Here is a 14,621-nt window from a genome sequence, read left to right on the forward strand (position 1 = left end):
CTATATTAGACTTCATCTAAGTCAATTACTGATCCAACTCCACACCTGTTCGGGACATAGAGTCCCCCTGCTGTTAGGCTGTCTTTCATGAGTGACCTTCTGGAACGGCTGCGCGGACGCGGATGGCGGATGACCGCGCAGCGGCGCGTCGTGGCCGAGGTCCTCGACGGCGAACACGTCCATCTGACGGCCGACGAGGTCCACGCCCGGGCTGTCGCCAAGCTGCCCGAGATCTCCCGGGCGACGGTCTACAACACGCTCGGCGAGCTGGTCTCGCTCGGCGAGGTGCTCGAGGTCGCCACCGACAAACGCGCCAAGCGGTACGACCCGAACGCCCACCGTCCGCACCACCACCTGGTCTGCGCCCAATGCGGTTCGATCAGGGACGTCCATCCGACCGGCAACCCGCTGGCCGACCTTCCCGACTCCGAGCGCTTCGGCTTCACCGTCTCGGACGTCGAGGTGACGTACCGCGGCATCTGCCCGAACTGCGCCGCGCCGTAACCCTTTTCACGCGTGAGGCCCCGGCACCTTCTGGGAAGGTGCCGGGGCCTCATGACGTGCAGGGGCCGGCCGATGTGTTCGGCCGCGTCAACACCGAGGGCCGGAACCTGTGATCAGGTTCCGGCCCTCGGCCTTCAGTAGCGGGGACAGGATTTGAACCTGCGACCTCTGGGTTATGAGCCCAGCGAGCTACCGAGCTGCTCCACCCCGCGTCGGTGAATGCAACGTTACGTCAACGCCACCAGCGGAAGCAAATCGCTTTGAGTGAGCGGCCCCGAAGGCGCATGGGGTGAGCGGCCCCACGGGGGCGTCGGGCCGCGCCACCTGACGCCTGGGCGCCGGCTCCCGTCACGCGGACAGTTCCTCCCGCAGCGCGTCCCGCAGCCGTGCCGCCCGCTCGGCGACCTCCCCCGGCCCGAGGGTCACCGCCCGGTCCGCCCACCGCTGTCCCTCCGCCAACTCGCCCCGACGCGCGTAGACGAGGGCCAGCCGCAGCGCCGCCCGTCCATGGCCCGCGTCAGCGGCGCGCGTCCACCACACGGCCGCCTCCGGCTCGCTGCCCTCCCGCGCCAGCAGCAGCCCCAGGTTGAAGGCGCCGTTGCGCGACCCGGCCTCGGCCGCCTCCCGGTACCACCGCGCCGCCTCCACGACATCGCCCCGCGCGGCGGCCAGCATCCCGACCCGCACCTGCGCCCGCCGGTGCCCCTGGGACGCCGCCCGCTCGTACCACTCCTCGCACTCGGTCTTCTCGTGCACGACCTCTCCGAGCTCATGCGGGGAGGTGGGCGGCCGCCGGGCGTCGAGCACGGCCGCCAGCCGGTACGCCGCCTCCGCGCTGCCCCCTCCGGCGGCGCACCGCAGATGCCGTTCGGCCTCCAGTTCGTCCCCGTCCCGCAGCCGGGCGATCCCGACCTGCAACGCCGCCTCGGTGTGCCCGGCGGCCGCCGCCCGCTCGTACCAGCGCAGCGCGAGCCTCTCCTCGCCCCGCCCGGCGAACAGGATCCCCAGGTTGAACGCGGCGTCGACGCTGCCCGCCTCGGCCGCCTTGGAGAACCACGGCTCGGCGCCGGTCGCGTCGCCGCCCTGGAGCAGCAGGACGGCCAGCGCGTTGGCCGCCTCCCGGTGCCCGGCGTACGCGGCGCGCCGGTACCACTGCTCGGCCTGCGCGGTACGGCCCTGCTCGGCGCAGAGCAGGCCGAGGTTGTAGGCGCCGTTGTCGTCGCCGGCGTCCATCGCGGCCCGGTACCAGCGCTCGGCGGTCTGGGTCTGGCCGCGTTCGGCGTACAGCGCGCCGAGCGCGTTGGCCGCGTTGCCGTCGCCGTCCTGGGCGGCGCGCAGCCACCACACGGCGGCGTTCTCGGTGTCACCGGCGTCCCGCAGCAGGAACCCGAGCGCGCAGGCGGCCCGCGGCTCGCCGTCCTTGGCGGACGTCAGGTACCAGCGCCCGGCCTCCTTGAGGTCGCCCCGCTTCTCCAGGATCGCCCCGAGGTGCAGCGCGGCCCGGCGGTGGCCGCGGGCGGCGGCCTGCCGGTACCACTGCTCGGCCTCCGCGGACACGGGGACACCGCCGTCCGGGTCCGCGTCCCGCGCGCCCTGCCGGTCGAGGGATCTGGCCAGCCGGTACGCCGCCTCCCGGTGCCCCCGCTCGGCGGCGGCCCGCATCCATCGCTCGGCCGCGCGGTCCCCGCGGTGCTCCAGGAGGTCGGCGAGGGCGTACGCGCCCAGCACGTGGCCCTGCTCAGCGGACTGGCGCAGCCAGTACTCGGCGGCGGGTTCGTCGCCGCGCTCGCGGTGGTGGCGGCCCAGCGCGTGCGCGGCGGCCGCGGAGCCGGCGACGGCGGCGACCCGCCACCAGCCGGCGGCCTCGTCGGGGTAGCCGCGCTGATGGAGGAGGACACCCAGGTTGTTGGCGGCGGCGCGGTCGCCGGCCGCGGTGGCGGCCCGCAGATGGGGCTCGGCTCCGTCGAGGTCGCCGCGGCGCAGCAGCATGGCCCCGAGGACGCTCATCGCCTCGGCGTCACCGGCTTCGGCGGCGAGCCGTCGGCGTGCCTCCTCGACGGCCTCCCCCGTGTCGTCCGCTTCGACCCGCTCGTCCCGGTTGTCGTCCGGGGTGGCTTCCTCATCGGAAGGCTGCACAAATCGCCCTGTCTCGAACAGAGTTGCCTTGTCCCCCATAACGTCCATCGTCGCACCACCTGCAACCCGGGTACACCTGGTATACCGCAGCCCGTGAGGTCACTTCAGCGTTTTGTCGACATGCCCACAGAGAGACAAGTCAAACACAGTTCCCCCAACTCCCCACGGCGGCACGACCCACCGCGCCTCGGGCACATGCGTTCGCACATCACGAAGGCCCGGATCCGTTTCCGGATCCGGGCCTTCGCCTTCAGTAGCGGGGACAGGATTTGAACCTGCGACCTCTGGGTTATGAGCCCAGCGAGCTACCGAGCTGCTCCACCCCGCGTCGTGTTCCACAACCGTATCACGACGCGGGGAGGGCCTGGTGACCAGCCCTGTCGGCCGATCCCTTGATCAGCCGCTGGGACTGCTGCTGGGACTGCCGCTCGGGCTGCTGCCAGGTGTGGCGCCGCCGGACGGCTTGGGGCTCGGGCCGGCGGCGGGCTTGTCGCTGGTGCCGCCCGTGCCGGTCCCGGCCTGCGCCTGCGCGGCCCGCTGGAGCGCGGCCTCGAGTTCCTTCTGGGCCTTGGCGTACGCGTCCCAGTCGGGCTTCTTCAGCGCTTCCTGGCCGGCGTTGAAGGCCTCCTGGGCGTCCTTCAGCGCCTCCTGGACCGTGGTGTTGCCGGTCGGCGGCGGCGGTGGGGTGGTGCCACCGTCGTCCGACGGGGGTTTCGGAGTGGAGGCCGCCGCGCCGAAGACCTTGTCGAGGGCCTCGTCGAGCGTGTTCTCGAAGGCGGTGACGCCGCCGTAGGTGACCAACACCTTGCGCAGCAGCGGGTACTTCAGTCCACCACCGCGTACGTACACCGGCTCCACGTAGAGCAGTCCTCCGTCGAGCGGCACCGTCAGCAGGTTGCCGTACTCGACCTCCGAGTCGCCGCCTCTCAGCAACCTGATGGACTCGGCGATGTCCTGTTCGGAGTTGAACTGGCTCTGGACCTGTTTGGGGCCGTCGACGGTCGTGCTCGTCGGCAGTTTCAGCACTCTGATCTTGCCGTAGCCGGGTGTGCCCGCCTCGGAGTCGACCGCCATGAACGCGCTGAGGTTGTCCCGGCCGTTGGGCGTGAACGTCGTCGTCAGCGAGAACGCCTGCGCCTTCTGGTCGGGCATCCGCATGCTCAGGTAGTACGGCGGCACCGCGTCACCCGACTTGTTGGTCGGGTCGTCCGGCACCTGCCACACCTCGCTGCCGCTGAGGAACGTCGTCGCGTCCTTCACGTGGTAGCGGGTGAGCAGCTCGCGCTGGACCTTGAACAGGTCCTGCGGGTAGCGGAGATGGGCCATCAGGTCGGAGGAGATGGCCGTCTTCTTCTCCACCGTGCCCGGGAAGGCCTTCATCCAGGTCTTCAGGACCGGGTCCTGGGTGTCCCACTGGTAGAGCTTGACCTCGCCGGTGTACGCGTCGACGGTCGCCTTCACCGAGTTGCGGATGTAGTTGACCTGGTTCTGCTGGGCGACCACCGCGCGGTTGTCGTTGGTCGCGGTCAGCGAGTCGGCCGTCGTGTCACCGAGGGTCGTACGGGAGGCGTACGGGTAGCCGTTGGTGGTCGTGTACGCGTCGACGATCCACTGGATCCGCTTGCCCACGACCGCCGGGTAGGCGTCGCCGTCGATGGTCAGCCAGGGGGCGACCGCCTCCACGCGCTCCTTCGGCGTGCGGTTGTACAGGATCCGCGAACCCTCGCCGATCGCACCGGAGTACAGGATCTGCGGCTCACCGAACGCCACCGCGTACGCGGCCCGGTTGACCGCGTTGGAGAGGTTGACCCCGCTGTCGCCCTTGTAGCTGGTGGTCTTCTCGCCCTCGTCGTCGGAGTAGTCGATCTCCTTCTGGGGACCGCCGACGATCGAGTACGTGGTCGTCTTCTCGCCGTAGTAGATCCGCTGCTCGTACTGTCCGAGCACACCCTGGGACGGCAGGTTGGACTCGGTGAACGCCGGGCGGCCCTCGGGGTCGCCGGTGGTGCCCTTGGCGGCGACCACGCCGTAGCCGTGGGTGTAGCGGAAGTGGTTGTTGATCCAGTTCTGCTTGTCGACGCCCGCGAGGTTCAGCTCGCGCAGACCGATCACCGTGTCCTGGTCCGCGCCGTTCACGCTGTAGCGGTCCACGTCCAGGTTGTTCGGGAAGGCGTAATACTTCCGCATCTGCTGGAGCTGCTGGAACGTCGGCGAGACGATGTTCGGGTCCATGATGCGGATGCTCGCCGTGCCGGCGACGTCGTCGCGCAGGGTGGTCTTGTCCTGCGTCTTGCTGGTGCCCGAGTACTCGGTCACCTGCGTGCCGTCGATGCCGTACGCCTCACGTGTCGCCTTGAGGTTCTTCGCGACGTACGGGGCTTCCTTGGCCTGCTCGTTCGGCTGGACCTGGAACTTCTGGACGATCGCCGGGTACAGGCCGCCGATGAGGATCGCGGAGAGCACCATCAGGCCGAAGCCGATCACCGGCAGCTGCCAGGTGCGCCGCCACAGGGTGGCGAAGAACAGCAGGGCGCAGATGACGGCGATGCAGAACAGGATCGTCTTGGCCGGCAGGTAGGCGTTGGCGTCGACGTACCGCAGGCCCGTCCAGTTGTCGGTGGCCTTGAAGTCGCTGGACTTCACGGCCAGGCCGTACCGGTCGAGCCAGTAGGCGACCGCCTTCAGCGCGACGAAGATCCCCAGCAGCACCGAGAGGTGGCCGGTGGCCGCGGCCGTGGCGCGCGCGCCGGGGCTCGTGACGCGCAGCCCGCCGTACAGGTAGTGGGTGAGCGCGGCGGCGATCAGGGAGATGATCGTGGCGGCGAAGCCGAAGCCGAGCAGGAAGCGGTACCAGGGCAGGTCGAACGCGAAGAACGACACGTCCAGGTGGAACTGCGGGTCCTTCTGTCCGAAGGACACGCCGTTGACCCACATCAGCCAGGTCCGCCACTGGCTCGACGCGGAGGCGCCGGCGATCAGTCCGACCAGCGCGGTGATGGCGAGCAGCAGCCACTTCTTGTAGGGCGCGATGCCCATCCGGTAGCGGTCGAGGCTCTGCTGTTCCATCGACATGGCGCTCAGCGGAGGGCGCAGCCGGTGGGCCAGCCAGATGTTGAAGCCGACCGCGAGTGCCATGAGCAGACCGAAGACGAAGAAGAGTCCGATCTTGGTCCACAGGGTGGTCGTGAACACCGATGAGTAGTTCACCGACCGGTACCAGAGCCAGTCCGTCCAGAACCCGGCGAACATGGTGAACGCCATGCCGAGCACGGCGAGGACGCCCAGTGTCATGAGCAGGGTCCTGACCCGCCGGGACGGGCGGCCCACTCTGATCCGTGGCCCCGTCGGGCCTCCGCCGCGGTCCGGCATCTGGAAAGCCAAGGTGCGCACCTCGAAAGTCGCTGTTGATCCGTCAGGCCCGCGTGTTCGTGGACCGTGGGTGGCCCCCCGTGATCGCGGGCCCACACCTATGCAACTTACTCACGGTTTACTCGGTTCCCGATTCCGGCCGGGAACGAGGCAGGATTGTGACCATGTCCAACACTCCCATGGCGGCGAGCCCGCTCACCCGGGCCGTGCTCGAGATCGACGAGTACGCCTCCGGCCTCGGCTGGGACCAGCCCGCCCGCCTCTTCGCCCTCGTAGACACCGCACGGCTGCGGGCCCAGGAACCCTCGCTCGCCGCCCAGCTCGGTCTGGAGGACGAGTCCGAGACCACCGGTCTCACCCCGATCGAGCAGGACGAAGTGCCAACGGACAGGCCGCTCGACGAGTTCCTCGCGACGATCGCCTGGCCCGACGCGGTGGCCGGCTGCGCCCTGACCGTGGAACGGCTGATGCTGCCGCCGTCCGCCGAGGCGCAGGTCCCGCAGGGTCTCGGCGAGGCCGAGCTGGCGAAGTGGGTGGCCGACCACCCCGACCGCCAGGAGGTCCGGATGACGGTCGCCGTCCTGCGTGACGGCTCCCGCGAGTCGGCGCTGCGGCTGCGCGAGAAGGACGCGCCGACGGAGGTTCTCACCGGCGCGGGCCTGGTCCCGGGCCTGGCCGAGGCGCTGTCGGCGACGTTCGAGGAGTAGCGCGGCCGGCCGGCTCGCCCGTGCGCGTGGGCGGGTCGGCGCCCGGCTAGCTCGCCTTGCACGTGGGCAGGTCGGCGGTGGCGCCGCCGCGGATGTCCTTCAGGGCCTTGAGGGCGTCGTCGATGGTGTCGACCTTGACGAGGGTGAGGCCGCTCGGGGTGTCCTTGGCGGCGGCCGCGCAGTTGTCGGCGGGTGTGAGGAAGTACCGGGCGCCCTTGTCGCGGGCGCCGACGGTCTTCATCTCGATCCCGCCGATCGGCCCGACCTTGCCGTTGTCGTCGATCGTGCCGGTGCCGGCGACGAACGTCCCGCCGGTGAGGCTGCCCGGGGTGAGCTTGTCGTAGATGCCGAGCGCGAACATCAGGCCGGCGCTCGGCCCGCCCACGTCGGCGAGCTTGATGTCGATGGTGAACGGGAACGTGTGGTCGGTCCCGGCGGAGATCCCGACGATGGCCCGCTTGGCGCCGGTGTCGTCGGAGGCCGCCGTGGTGATCGTGACGTTCTGCGTCCTGGTCGCCGTCTTGTTCTCCTTCTCGGCGGCGGCCTGCTCCTTGGCCGGCACGATCGTGAAGACGACCTTCTCGCCGGGCTTGTGCTTGGTCACCAGCTCGGCGACGTCGGACGGCTCCTTCACGGCCGTGCCGTCCACGGACTTGATCACGTCGCCCGCGTGCAGCCTGCCCTCGGCAGGCGAGCCCTTCACCACGGTGGAGACGATCACCCAGGACTTCGCGGGGATGCCCAGCTCCTTCAGGGCGGCGACCTTGGCGCTCTCCTGGGACTGGCTGAACTCCTCGGCGTTCTCCTGAGTGGACTCCTCCTCGGTCTTGCCGTCCGGGTACAGCGTGTCGTGCGGCACGACCTTGTTGTCGTGCGCGAGCCAGCCGTAGACGGCCTCGACGAGGTTCATCCGGTAGTCGGCGCTGGTGACCCGCACGGTGGTCATGTTGAGGTTGCCGGTCGTCGGGTAGGTCTTGCGCCCGGAGATCTGCAGCACCGGCTCGCCGTCGTGCTCGCCCAAGGTGTTCACCGTCGGCCCCGGTGACATCTCCGCGTACGGCACGGGGATGAGCGCTCCCGCGCACAGGAGCGCGATCAGCATCAAGGTGGAGGCGAGCATCGTCGCGGTGCGGCGTGGCATGCCTCGACAGTACGGGACGCCTCTGTCAGCGCACCGTCAGGGCCACCGCCCGGGTCACGTACCGGAGTGCGACTTCTCCATGGCGGCACGGAAGCGGGCGTACCCGTCGAGCTCCGGCCCGTCGCCGCGCACCTTCCGGGTCCGGTTGGCCCAACTCCCCCACAGTCCGGCACCGATCGCAGCCACCAGCGGAATCAGCAACCAGGCGAGCGCCGCCATGCCGACCTCCCAACCCCATGAGCGTCCGCGACTGACTGATCAGCAGATTAACCATCCGCACTGACAACGCTCACGGCAGGGGGGCGGTTACGCAACCCGTGACCCGGGCGACGGAGGCCGCCAGGGGGCCTTCGGTGCGAACCGACGGCAAGATCCAGAAGAGCGCCTAGGCGCCGACCCACTCCTCGGTCCCGTCGGAGAACGTCTGGTGCTTCCAGATCGGCACCTCGTGCTTGAGGTCGTCGATCAGCTTCCGGCAGGCCTCGAAGGCCTCGCCGCGGTGCGGGCAGGACACGGCGACGACGACGGCGAGGTCGCCCACCCGCAGGTCCCCCACACGGTGGACGGCGGCGAGCGCCCGCACCGGGTACTCGGCGGTGACCTTCTCCGCGATCCGCCGCATCTCCGCCTCGGCGGTGGGATGGCAGGAGTAGCCGAGCGCGTCCACGTCGGTACCCCCGTCATGGTTGCGCACGGTCCCCACGAACAGGGCCGTCCCGCCGGCCGCGTCGTCCCCGACGGCCTGGAAGACCTCGTCCAGGGAGAGCGGGGTCTCCCGGATCGCGATCAGCTTGACGGGGTCCTGCGCGGCCTGCTCACCGGGGTGGTCGTTGCTGGGTGCCATGCCTTCATCGTGCCGTACGCCGGGGACGAGCGGAAACAGTGTCATCGCCCGGCACGCGCGTGTGCGGTTCGGAGCCTTCCACAGGGGCTGCGGCGCCCACGCCCCGCAGCCCCTGTGGAACGCTCATCTGCGCCGGGCCTTGCGGGCCCTGCGGACCACGGCGGCCGCGCCCAGCAGCGCCACCGTCGCACCCGCGGCGCCCGCCGCCGTCGCGTCCTTGCGCCCCAGCCGCCGTCCGGCCACCGTGTGCCGCCCGGACACCTCTTCCAGCAGCTCCGCGAGCACCTCTTCGTTGGTCCACCCCGGCCGCCACCCGGCGTCGTGCAGCCGGCTCCCGCTCACCACCCACGGGTACATCGTGTACGCCAGGTCGCCCGCCGGGGACGGCGTCAGCCCGATCCGGTGCAGCCGGGCCGCCGCGCCCAGCGCGACCGCCGACGGCAGTTCCATCCGGCGGATCCCGCTGAGCTCCTCGACCTCCTCCTGCTCCAGCCAGCCGTCGCACCCCACGGCCAGCTCCCCGTCCACCTTCTCCAGCACCGCGTACTCCAGGGCGCTGCACAGGTCCTCGACGTGGCAGAACTGCCAGGCCGGCCGCGATCCGGCCACCACGAGGAGCCGGGGCGACTCGAAGTACCGGGTCAGGGCGGTGTCGGTGCCGCCGACCAGCACCGCCGGCCGCACCACGGTGACGTTGAGGCCGGGATGCGCGCGCGGGGCGCGTCGCGCGAGCCGTTCGATCTCCAGCAGGTCGCCGACCCCGGTGGCCTCCGCCGTCGCCTTCAGCTCCGCGTCCTCCGACAGCGGCAGCTCGTTGTCCGGCAGCGCCCCGTAGACCATCGCGGAGGTGCACAGCACCACGCGGTGCACCCCGGCCGCCGCGGCGGCGGTCAGCACGGTCTGGGTGCCCCGCACGTTGTAGGCCGTCCGGGCGGCGCTGTCACTCCCCAGGTCGAGGTCGAGCGCGAGATGGACCACGACGTCGGCGCCGCGCAGCTTGTCGGCGATGGCCGGGTCCCGGACGTCGAGGATGTGCCACTGCGCCGCGTCGCACTCGCCCCGCCGCTCGTCGATGGCGACGACCTGCTTGATCTCGTCCGAGGCGGCGAGCCGGTCGGTGAGCAGCGCGCCCACCCCGGTCGCCGCGCCGGTCACGGCGACGACGGGCCCGCGCGCGCCGGACGGGGTTGAGTGGTTTCGCGCTGCGCGAACCTGCGGATCTGGGGAACTCACCAGGTGTCTCCAGCGGTTGTTTTCCATACGGGCGCGAGTGACGCGTACGTACCAGGTGGCATCCATCCTGCCGCAGGCCGGCAGTCGGCGAAGCACCGAGGCCCGATCGAGCCGGGGTGTCTACGCTGGGTGGTGTTGCAGGGCAGCCGCGCCGCCGGACCAGAGCCGGTGGCCTTACCAGCCGAGGAACCCCGTGAGTGACACCCCATTCGGATTCGGCCTTCCGCCGGAGGAGCCGGACGACGGCGACGAGGGCAAGAAGAAGGACCCGCAGAGCGGCGGTGGTCAGGGACCGGCCAACCCGTTCGGTTTCGGGCTGCCCGGCGCCGGAGGCTTCGGCGGCCCGGGTGCCGACAATCCGCTCGCTGCCATGTTCGGCTCGCTGAACCCCACCGACCTGGGCGCCGCGTTCCAGCAGCTCGGCCAGATGCTCTCCTACGAGGGCGGCCCGGTGAACTGGGACATGGCCAAGCAGATCGCCCGCCAGACGGTCGCCCAGGGAACCCCCGACGGCGTGAAGGACTCGAGCGTCGGCCCCGCCGAGCGCACCGCGGTCCAGGAAGCCGTCCGCCTGGCCGACCTGTGGCTGGACGACGCGACGTCCCTGCCGTCCGGCTCCGGTACGGCGGTGGCGTGGTCGCGCGCGGAGTGGGTCGAGGCGACCCTGCCCGCGTGGAAGGAGCTGGTCGACCCGGTGGCCGAGCGTGTCGGCGCGGCCATGGGCGACGTCCTGCCGGAGGAGATGCAGGCCATGGCCGGCCCGCTGATCGGCATGATGCGCTCGATGGGCGGCGCCATGTTCGGCTCGCAGATCGGGCAGGCCGTCGGTGTCCTCGCGGGCGAGGTCGTCGGCTCCAGCGACGTGGGCCTGCCGCTCGGCCCGGCCGGCAAGGCCGCGCTGCTGCCGGTGAACATCGAGACCTTCGGCAAGGACCTCGGCGTCCCGAAGGAGGAGGTGCGGCTGTACCTGGCCCTGCGCGAGGCCGCCCACCAGCGTCTGTTCGCTCATGTGCCGTGGCTGCGTTCGCACCTGTTCGGCGCGGTCGACGGCTACGCGCGCGGGATCAAGGTCGACACCGCCAAGCTGGAGGACGTCGTCGGCCAGTTCGACCCGCAGAACCCCGAGCAGTTGCAGGACGCCCTCCAGCAGGGCATGTTCCAGCCGGAGGACACCCCCGAGCAGAAGGCCGCCCTGGCCCGTCTGGAGACGGCGCTGGCGCTGGTCGAGGGCTGGGTCGACGCGGTGGTGCACGCGGCCGCGAAGCCCCGTCTGTCGTCCGCGGACGCGCTGCGCGAGACACTGCGCCGCCGCCGTGCCACGGGCGGCCCCGCGGAGCAGACGTTCGCCACGCTGATCGGCCTGGAGCTGCGCCCGCGCCGGCTGCGCGACGCCTCCCGCCTGTGGGCCTCGCTGACGGACGCGCGCGGGGTCGACGGCCGTGACGGCCTGTGGGCCCACCCGGACATGCTGCCGACGGCGGCCGACCTGGACGACCCGGACGGCTTCGTCCACCGTGAGCAGCTGGACTTCTCCGAGCTGGACAAGATGCTCGGCGAGGCGGCGTCCGGCTCCGGATCCGGCGAGAAGCCGGACCTGAAGAAGAAGGACGAGGGCGACGAGACCGAGTGACTCTCCACACGAACGCGGTCCAGGTACTGGAGCGGTACGCGGACCAGACCGATCTGCGTCAGCTCTACCTGGACCATCTGGCCGGTCATCCCGACGGCATGTGGAAGGACTGCGAGGACGGGCACATCACGGCGAGCGCCCTGGTGATCGATCCGGAGCGGGAGCGCGTCCTGCTGACCCTGCACCGGAAGCTGCGGATGTGGCTCCAGATGGGCGGTCACTGCGAGCGCGGTGACCGCAGCCTCGCGGACGCGGCGCTGCGCGAGGCGGTGGAGGAGTCGGGCATCTCCGCGCTGCGCCTGCTCCCGGACGGGCCCGTCCGCCTGGACCGCCACCACACACCGTGCGCCTGGCACCTCGATGTGCAGTACGCCGCGATCGCCCCGCGCGGGGCCGTGGAGGCGATCAGCGACGAGTCCCTCGACCTGCGCTGGTTCGCCTACGACGAGGTGCCCGGCGTCGCGGACGAGTCGGTGGTGCGCCTGCTCACGGCGGCGCGCGCCAGGCTCTGAAGCCGTCGGCAAGGGGTGGCCACCTGGGCGGCCACCCCGCACGCGTTCAGCTCCAGACGTTGCCCTGGTTCTGCCCGCGTGCCCCCTGCTGACCCACGCCGTACTGCGCGGCGAGGCCGGAGCCGATCTGGGCGTTCTGCGGCGGCAGCATCTCACTGGGCTGAACCAGCGCGAAGCCGGTGCCCATGAAGCTGAGCTCCCAGCCCTCACCGGTGTTGCCGCGCCGGCGCCACACCCCCGAGGAGTGCGTCTGGGCCTGCATCTGCACGCGCAGCCCGGTGGACCAGGCGACGATCGCGTCCGCGTCGCAGTTGACGTACTTGTCGGGCGTGACCTGCATCATCAGCGGGGCACCGGAAGTCATCAGCGCGACCCGGCCGCGGCCGGTGATGTTGAGCTGGTACTTCCCGGACCCGGAGATGCCGTACAGGCTGTCCACGGCGATGACCTCGTGGTGCAGCGAGGAGTCCATGGCGAGGACGTAGCTGCTGTCGACGGTCAGGCCGTCCTGCTCCACCTCCACGAGGTGGATGAACTGGGCGAGGTTGGCGAGGTAGACCGTGCCCTGCCCGTGGCAGCGCATCAGGTCCAGGCCCTCCCCGGTGTTCGCACGCGCGCGTGACTGGCCGTCGCTCTGGTACTCGGCGTCGAACTCGACCATGCCCTGGTAGGCGACCATGGTGCCCTTGCGGGCCAGGATGTCGTCGTGGCCCTCCAGGGCGACGCGGAGCATCTGCTTGTTCTGCAGGCTCCAACGGTCCTGGGTCTGCTGGTCGTTGTAGGCGAAAATCGGACTCTGCATGTGACTCGGCTCCCCCTCAGCCCCGGACCCGGAGGCGGTCGGTGCTGTCCTCGCTGGGCTGGACGACGACGATGCCCTCCCCGGAGAAGGCCATCTGGTAGGCCTCGCCGCTGCCCCGGCCGATCAGCGACTGCGCCCTGAAGCTGCGCTTGCCCTTGACCTTGAGGTTGGGGGACCAGGCGACGAGCGCGTCGGGGTCGACGTACGTCTCGTTCTCGCCGCCACCGCAGTCGACGACGATCGGCCTGCCCCGGGAGGTCAGCGCGACCCAGCCCTGCCCGGAGATCTTGGTGTTCCACAGGCCCTGACCGGCGAACTTCGCCAGCCCCTTGACCCGCTCGACACCCCAGGTGAGGTGGGCGTCGAAGGCCAGCAGGTTGGTGGCGTTGACGGAGATGCCGTCGCCGTTGAGGTTGATCACGACGACGTTGGCGCCGTAGTCGGCGAGGTAGAGCAACCCGTCGCCGGAGCACTTCATCAGCGGCGCGCCCTCGCCGGTCATCCAGTCGCGCGCGATCTGGCGCACGGCCGGCGGGTTGGGCTCGTACTGGATGAAGCCCTCGTAGGCGACCATCGAGCCCACGCGCGCGAGGAGGTCGTTGCCCGTCTGGAGGGCGACCTTCAGCATGTGGTTGCCGTGGTTCTCCATACGGGCGGTGACGGGTGCGGGGGCGTAGCCCGCGAGCGGCTGGTTCATGACGGGCTCCCTCAGACCTCGTACGGCTGGACGACGATGAAGTTGCCGGGCGCGCCCCGGAACTGGAGGTTGACGCTCTCACCGGTGTCGCCCGGGTAGGCGTTGCGGCGCATCCGCACCTGGCTGGAGACGACGACCTGGGCGGCCGACGACCAGGCGACGACGGCGTTGCAGTCGGCGAAGGTGGTGGGCGTGACCGGCAGGACGACGGGCGCGCCGTGCGTCTTCACGACGATCGTGCCGGTGCCGGTGAACTGCATGGTGAACAGGGCGCCGCCGGGGATGCCGTGGCCCTCGATGCGGCGGACCTCGTACTGGAGGCTCTCGTCGAAGGCGAGGACGTTCTCCGCGGAGACGCAGATGCCGTCGCCCTGCAGCTCGATGGGGTGCAGCATGGTCGAGTTCTCGGCGAGGAACACCTGGCCCTGGCCGGTGCAGCGCATCAGCTGCATCTCCTGGCCGGTGGCGTTGCCGACGATCCGGCCGGCGAAACCGGCGCCCTTGTAGCTGAAATCGACCTTGCCCTGGTAGAGCACCATGCTGCCCTGCCGGGCGAGCACGGGCTGGCCGCCGATGCCGAGGTCGACACGGACCAGCTTCTTGTTCTGCTGCGTCCAGCGCTGTCCGGTGGGCGTCTCCTTGAACTGCTGGAGCGCGGCGGAGACACCGGCACCGCCCTGGGGCGCGCCCTGCGGCATGCCGTACGCCTGCTGGCCCGGCACCTGCCCGAACGGGGGCTGCTGACCGTAGCCGGGGGGCGCCGTGGGCTGGCCGTAGCCGGGCGGCGGCGTCGGGGCCTGCGGGGCCTGCGGGGCCTGCGGCTGGCCGTAGCCGGGGGGCGCGGCCGGGGCGGCGGCCTGGCCGTACGGCTGCTGCTGGGGCGGCTGGCCGTAGGGCGGCTGCTGACCGGGCTGGCCGTAGGGGGCGGGGGCGGGCGCCGGCGGCGGAACCTGGACACCGCCGGGCGGGGTCACGGGCGCGACGATGGTCGGCGCGGTGTGCACGGGCTGCGCCGGGGCGGGCGGCGGCGTCGCGCCGGGCGGGGG

Annotated in this window: 13 protein-coding genes and 2 tRNA genes; 4 read left to right on the forward strand and 11 right to left on the reverse strand. The window is 71.1% G+C overall.

The window, feature by feature from the left end; all coding sequences use genetic code 11:
- Positions 1 to 87 precede the first annotated feature (87 nt).
- The gene (locus ALMP_RS32360; protein ID WP_264934935.1) at positions 88 to 504 is read left to right on the forward strand and encodes a Fur family transcriptional regulator; all 417 of its coding nucleotides are present in this window, start codon (positions 88 to 90) and stop codon (positions 502 to 504) included.
- A 138-nt stretch (positions 505 to 642) separates the two neighbouring features.
- Here ALMP_RS32360 and ALMP_RS32365 read toward each other — a convergent pair.
- The 4 genes from ALMP_RS32365 to ALMP_RS32380 form a co-directional block, all read right to left on the reverse strand.
- Positions 643 to 716: transfer RNA gene (locus ALMP_RS32365), tRNA-Met, on the reverse strand.
- Between the two features lie 136 nt (positions 717 to 852).
- A complete protein-coding gene (locus ALMP_RS32370; RefSeq protein ID WP_264934937.1) occupies positions 853 to 2,688 on the reverse strand; it encodes a tetratricopeptide repeat protein in 1,836 nt (611 codons plus the stop codon).
- Positions 2,689 to 2,894: 206 nt separating this feature from the next.
- A tRNA-Met gene (locus ALMP_RS32375) sits at positions 2,895 to 2,968 on the reverse strand.
- A 68-nt stretch (positions 2,969 to 3,036) separates the two neighbouring features.
- Positions 3,037 to 6,009: a UPF0182 family protein gene (locus tag ALMP_RS32380; protein WP_264934963.1), complete on the reverse strand. Its 2,973-nt coding sequence runs from the start codon at positions 6,007 to 6,009 to the stop codon at positions 3,037 to 3,039.
- 164 nt (positions 6,010 to 6,173) lie between these two features.
- On the opposite strand from ALMP_RS32380, the gene ALMP_RS32385 reads away from it, so the two are divergent.
- Entirely contained in the window at positions 6,174 to 6,716 is a 543-nt protein-coding gene (locus ALMP_RS32385; protein WP_264934938.1) for a PPA1309 family protein, read from the forward strand.
- 46 nt (positions 6,717 to 6,762) lie between these two features.
- Here the strand turns inward: ALMP_RS32385 and ALMP_RS32390 are convergent, their stop codons facing one another.
- The 4 genes from ALMP_RS32390 to ALMP_RS32405 all read right to left on the reverse strand — a co-directional run bounded on the left by ALMP_RS32390 (position 6,763) and on the right by ALMP_RS32405 (position 9,934).
- Entirely contained in the window at positions 6,763 to 7,857 is a 1,095-nt protein-coding gene (locus ALMP_RS32390) for a PDZ domain-containing protein (protein WP_264934940.1), read from the reverse strand.
- A 54-nt stretch (positions 7,858 to 7,911) separates the two neighbouring features.
- Positions 7,912 to 8,076 carry a hypothetical protein gene (locus tag ALMP_RS32395; RefSeq protein ID WP_264934942.1) on the reverse strand — a complete coding sequence of 55 codons (165 nt, stop codon included), beginning with the start codon at positions 8,074 to 8,076 and terminating at the stop codon, positions 7,912 to 7,914.
- 166 nt (positions 8,077 to 8,242) lie between these two features.
- Positions 8,243 to 8,701 (reverse strand): molybdenum cofactor biosynthesis protein MoaE, encoded by a 459-nt coding sequence (locus ALMP_RS32400; RefSeq protein WP_264934944.1) that lies wholly within the window; start codon positions 8,699 to 8,701, stop codon positions 8,243 to 8,245.
- Positions 8,702 to 8,824: 123 nt separating this feature from the next.
- The gene (locus tag ALMP_RS32405) at positions 8,825 to 9,934 is read right to left on the reverse strand and encodes an SDR family oxidoreductase (RefSeq protein WP_264934946.1); all 1,110 of its coding nucleotides are present in this window, start codon (positions 9,932 to 9,934) and stop codon (positions 8,825 to 8,827) included.
- A 193-nt stretch (positions 9,935 to 10,127) separates the two neighbouring features.
- On the opposite strand from ALMP_RS32405, the gene ALMP_RS32410 reads away from it, so the two are divergent.
- Both ALMP_RS32410 and ALMP_RS32415 read left to right on the forward strand, forming a co-directional pair.
- Positions 10,128 to 11,564 (forward strand): zinc-dependent metalloprotease, encoded by a 1,437-nt coding sequence (locus ALMP_RS32410; protein WP_264934948.1) that lies wholly within the window; start codon positions 10,128 to 10,130, stop codon positions 11,562 to 11,564.
- Positions 11,561 to 12,076 carry an NUDIX hydrolase gene (locus ALMP_RS32415; protein WP_264934950.1) on the forward strand — a complete coding sequence of 172 codons (516 nt, stop codon included), beginning with the start codon at positions 11,561 to 11,563 and terminating at the stop codon, positions 12,074 to 12,076. The genes ALMP_RS32410 and ALMP_RS32415 overlap by 4 nt, the downstream gene beginning before the upstream one ends.
- Positions 12,077 to 12,122: 46 nt before the next feature.
- Here ALMP_RS32415 and ALMP_RS32420 read toward each other — a convergent pair whose 3' ends face one another.
- The 3 genes from ALMP_RS32420 to ALMP_RS32430 all read right to left on the reverse strand — a co-directional run.
- Positions 12,123 to 12,878: an AIM24 family protein gene (locus ALMP_RS32420; protein ID WP_264934952.1), complete on the reverse strand. Its 756-nt coding sequence runs from the start codon at positions 12,876 to 12,878 to the stop codon at positions 12,123 to 12,125.
- Between the two features lie 16 nt (positions 12,879 to 12,894).
- Entirely contained in the window at positions 12,895 to 13,575 is a 681-nt protein-coding gene (locus ALMP_RS32425; RefSeq protein WP_264934954.1) for an AIM24 family protein, read from the reverse strand.
- An 11-nt stretch (positions 13,576 to 13,586) separates the two neighbouring features.
- Positions 13,587 to 14,621 (reverse strand): AIM24 family protein (locus ALMP_RS32430; RefSeq protein ID WP_264934955.1); only part of this gene is annotated, 1,035 nt, incomplete at its 5' end.

Source organism: Streptomyces sp. A012304, assembly GCF_026008495.1.
Lineage (GTDB): Bacteria > Actinomycetota > Actinomycetes > Streptomycetales > Streptomycetaceae > Streptomyces.